Raw genomic sequence first — 4,114 nt, 5'->3', positions numbered from 1 at the left:
GGCCGAGCACTGGAACACCGACCCGAAGCCCTTCATCTGGAAGGCGACCGCGGAGGAGATCATCGCCAAGGTCCGTCGCGGGCGTGAGGTCCTCAACCAGATCAATTCGCAGACGGACCACTAGCTCGGGCTGAGGTGTGTGCGCTGGACTGCCGGGGGTCGCGCACATTCTGCGGAGCCGCGGTTACCGCCTTCCTCCCCAGAAATAACAGATCTATGACGCCGATGACGAACGCGACGATGTCCGAGCACGTTGGCGAGCCTGCGGACCCGGATGGTCGCCGAGTGAGCTAGCGGCGCGGGCCAGTCCGGCTCAGCGCCACCGAGTACTGCGGGGTGCTGACCGCGAAGGAGGTCAGTCGCGGCCGTTCGGTGATCAGGTCGAGCACTTCGGCGACGATCCGGTCGGCGCTGCGCCGCGGGTCGGTGCGGATGGGTCCCTTGGCCAGCATCACGTCCACCTCCTCGTCGGAGTGCATCCAGCGCAGCAGAAACTCCTCGTCCGAGATGCCGGACGGGAACGCCGACTTGAGTTCCTTCAGGGACGGCTGGGGGCGGACCCAGTCGCGCAGCTTGGCCGCGTTGGGCTGGGCCATGATCCGGTCGAAGACGTCGGGGTCGACCGGGCGCGGTAGCGGGCCGTAGTGCCCGAGGGCGTAGTGGATGACCTCGTCCGGCACGAGCTTGTAGCGGTCGCCGGTGATGATGTTGAGGACCGCCTGGATGCCGACGAACTGGGAGAACGGGGTGGCCATGATCGGCTGCCCCAACTCCTCCCGCACCCGCGGGATCTCGGCCAGCGCCTCATTCAGGCGGTGCGCCATCCCGTGGGTGGCGAGCTGGTTCTTCAGCGTTCCGGTCATGCCGCCGGGGAGCTGGTGGTTGTAGACCCGCGGGTCGTACTCGTTGGGGACGCCGGGCTCATAGCCGGCGTCGCGGGCGGCCCAGGCGAAGTTCCCCGCCACCGGCGCGAACCGCGAGGTGTCCAGCCCGTGGCTGTGGTCGAGGTCCTCGACGATCGTCGCCATCGCCTCGGTGGAGGGAAGTGACGGACCGTTGGCCATCGGCCGGGACGCGGTGTGCAGAATCGTGAAGCCGGCCTTGATGCCCTCGATGTAGTTGTGCGGGGCCAGCCCGGTGGTGTTGTGGCAGTGCAGTTCGAGGGGCACGGTGCCGGTCGCAGCCCGCACCGCCGGCAGCAGGGTCGCCGCACGATCGGGCTTCAGCACCCCAGCGGCGTCCTCGAGGTAGACGCTCTGCACGCCCGGCCAGGTCGCCATCTCGCCGGCCTGCTGGGCGAAGAACGCGTCGTCGTGCAGGTCCGTCAGGCCGTACATCACCGAGGGCACCGCGATGCCGCCGGCGTCGTGGATGACGTCGACGAGGCGGCGCATCGCGCCGAGGTCGTAGAGGCAGTCGTAGATCCAGAAGCTGCGCACGCCGTGCCGGATCAGGGTGTGCACCCACAGGTCGATGATGCAGTCCGGTGCGTGCGCGAAGCCGACCACGCTGATCGTGCGCATGCCGGCCCGCACGGTGTTGTGTGGAAGGCCCTGCACCAGGAAGTCGGTGGAGGCCCACGGGTCGTCGGCGAACTCGCGCAGCAGCACGGTGAACATGCCGGGCCCGGTGAGGTCGATGGTGCGGAAGCCGGTGCGGTCGAGGTGCGGCAGTGCGTCGGCGGCCTGGTAGGCCCGCATCCGCAGGCCCCACAGGCTCTGCTGGCCGTCGCGCAGGGTCTGGTCCACGAACTCGATGTGGCTCACGTCGCCATCCTTGTCTTTGACAGGCTCTGGGCAACCCCACGAGAGGCGGAACTTCGATGGAGCCTGCGCTGCTGTCCCGGATCGACGCGGGCGTGCTGTGGCTGACGCTGAACCGGCCGAAAGCCCGCAATGCCCTCAGCGACGAGTTGCGCACGCTGCTGTTCGAGGCGGTGCGGACGGCGGCGCTCGACCCCGGGGTCCGGGCCGTGGTGATCCGCGGCGCCGGCGGCGCCTTCTGCGCCGGCGCGGACGTCGCCCAGTTGGGGATCGGCCAGGCCGGGACGGCGGCGATGCTCGAGCGCGGCCGGGAGATCGTTACCGCGCTGGCCGAACTGCCCAAGCCGGTGGTGGCGGCGGTGCAGGGACCGGCGGCGGGCGCCGGGTTCAGCCTGGCGCTGGCCTGCGACCTGATCGTCGCCGATGACAGCGCGGTCTTCCATCCGGTGTTCGCCAAGGTGGGGCTGGCGCCGGACTGGGCTTTCACCCACTGGTTCGTCCGCACCCTCGGACTGCACCGGGCGAAGGACATCCTGCTGACCGGTCGCGCGCTGCCCGCGGCGGAGGCGCACGACCTCGGCCTGGTCGCCCGGCACTGGCCCACGGCGGAGTTCGAGGAGAATCTGCGCGCGTTCGCCATGTCGCTGGCCGACGGCCCGACCGTCGCGCTCGGAGTTACCAAACGCCTGCTCAACGAGGCCGTCGAGACCGACCTCGCGGGGAGCCTGACCGCGGAGGCGTACGCCGCGCTCTACGTGACCGGAAGTGCCGACCACGCCGAAGCAGTGGCGGCTTTCGCCGAGAAGCGGCCGGCGCGTTTCGAAGGGCACTGAGCCGCACCTCGCTTCCCTCTGGCGTACCAAACAAACGGTTGGTACGTTGCTCCTCAGCGAACACTGCGGCGGAGGAAGGCACATGTCAACAGCTCGCGTGATCCATCCGCGGTCGGTGCTCGGCCCCGACCTGCCCGCCGTCCCGTACGCGCATCCGCTGCGCGCGGAGTTCCGTGCCTGGCTGTCGTCGAACGGGCCGGAGGGCGACTACCCACTGGAACAGGACGACCGCTTCGCCTACCGGCGCGCCTGGCAGCGGTCGCTGGCCGCCGGTGGCTGGGCCGGGATCGGCTGGCCGGTCGAGTACGGCGGGCGGGGAGCCGGGTCGCTGGACAAGTTCATGTATTACGAGGAGCTGGCGCTGGCCGGCTGCCCGGAGCCGGCGAACACCCCCGGCATCCTGCTGCTCGGCCCGACGCTGATGGAGATCGGGACGCCGCAGCTGCGCGAGCGCTTCCTGCCGAAGATCCTGGCCGGCGACGAGATGTGGGCCCAGTGCTTCTCCGAGCCCGACTCCGGCTCCGACCTGGCCTCGATGCGCACCAAGGCGCGGCTCGAGGGTGACGAGTGGCTGATCGACGGGTCGAAGACCTGGTCGACCTTCGCCCAGTACGCGGACTTCGTCTTCGTGCTCTCGCGCACCGAGCCCGGTTCGGAGAAGCACCGCGGGCTGACCCTGCTGATTGTTCCGGTGGATCAGCCCGGGGTGACGGTCCGTCCGATCGAGCAGATCAGCGGCGACGCCGAGTTCTGCGAGGTCTTCCTCGACAACGCCCGCGCACCCAAGGACTGGGTGGTCGGCGAGATCGGCGAGGGCTGGAAAGCGGCCATGACGCTGTTCCAGTTCGAGCGCGCCGACCAGGGCTTCACCGACCACGCCCGGCTGCTGGTCGAGCTGCACGAGGTGCGGGAGCTCCCGGCCGACCTCGACGACGCCGAACGCGACGAACTGCGCCGGCGCTGGGCCCTGCTCTGGACCCGGTGCCAGGAGCTGCGGATGCTGAACCTGCGGATGGCCGCCCTCGAGGACGACGGGGTGACGGTGGGCCCGCTCGGCTCGCTGTCCAACCTGGTCTGGGGCGAGCTGTACAAGGAGATCTACGACTTCGTCGCCGAGACGGTCGGCGGTACCGCCGCGGTCGCCCGGGACACCGTCGCCTCCCACGACCGCGTGCACAGCCGCGCCGCGTCGATCTACTCCGGGACGAGCGAGATCCAACGCAACATCGTTGCCGAGCGACTGGTGGGACTGCCCCGATGATGCTGACCGATCCGGCTGCCGATCTGCGCGAGATCCGCGACGCCTGCAGCCGTCTGCTGCGTGACCAGTCCCCGCCCGCGGTCGCGCGCCGGGGTGGTGGCGAGGCGCGTTGCGACGAGCGCCTGTGGTCCACCGTGGTCGAGGCCGGCTGGACCGGCCTGGGCCTGCCGGAGTCCGCCGGCGGCGCGGGCTTCGGGCTTCCCGCCCAGGCCGCGATGTTCCTCGAGGTGGGCCGCGCGCTCGCGCCGGTCCCGCTG

General features: G+C 70.3%; 4 protein-coding genes. 3 read left to right on the top strand and 1 reads right to left on the bottom strand.

All coding sequences use genetic code 11. The features are described 5' to 3' along the window. Positions 1 to 290: 290 nt before the first annotated feature. Positions 291 to 1,766, bottom strand: coding sequence for a hypothetical protein (locus tag H0X00_RS22155; RefSeq protein WP_293774925.1), 1,476 nt, complete (start codon positions 1,764 to 1,766; stop codon positions 291 to 293). A gap of 56 nt (positions 1,767 to 1,822) precedes the next feature. Between H0X00_RS22155 and H0X00_RS22150 the strand changes: the two genes are divergently transcribed. The 3 genes from H0X00_RS22150 to H0X00_RS22140 form a co-directional block, all read left to right on the top strand. Further along, entirely contained in the window at positions 1,823 to 2,596 is a 774-nt protein-coding gene (locus H0X00_RS22150) for an enoyl-CoA hydratase-related protein (protein WP_293774923.1), read from the top strand. Positions 2,597 to 2,678: 82 nt separating this feature from the next. After that, positions 2,679 to 3,857: an acyl-CoA dehydrogenase family protein gene (locus H0X00_RS22145; RefSeq protein WP_293774921.1), complete on the top strand. Its 1,179-nt coding sequence runs from the start codon at positions 2,679 to 2,681 to the stop codon at positions 3,855 to 3,857. Continuing rightward, a partial coding sequence (locus H0X00_RS22140; protein WP_293774920.1) for an acyl-CoA dehydrogenase family protein occupies positions 3,854 to 4,114 on the top strand: 261 nt, incomplete at its 3' end. The genes H0X00_RS22145 and H0X00_RS22140, both read left to right, overlap by 4 nt.

Source organism: Sporichthya sp. (assembly GCF_013815995.1).
Lineage (GTDB): Bacteria > Actinomycetota > Actinomycetes > Sporichthyales > Sporichthyaceae > Sporichthya.
This window is presented reverse-complemented; position numbering and strand designations above follow the sequence as displayed.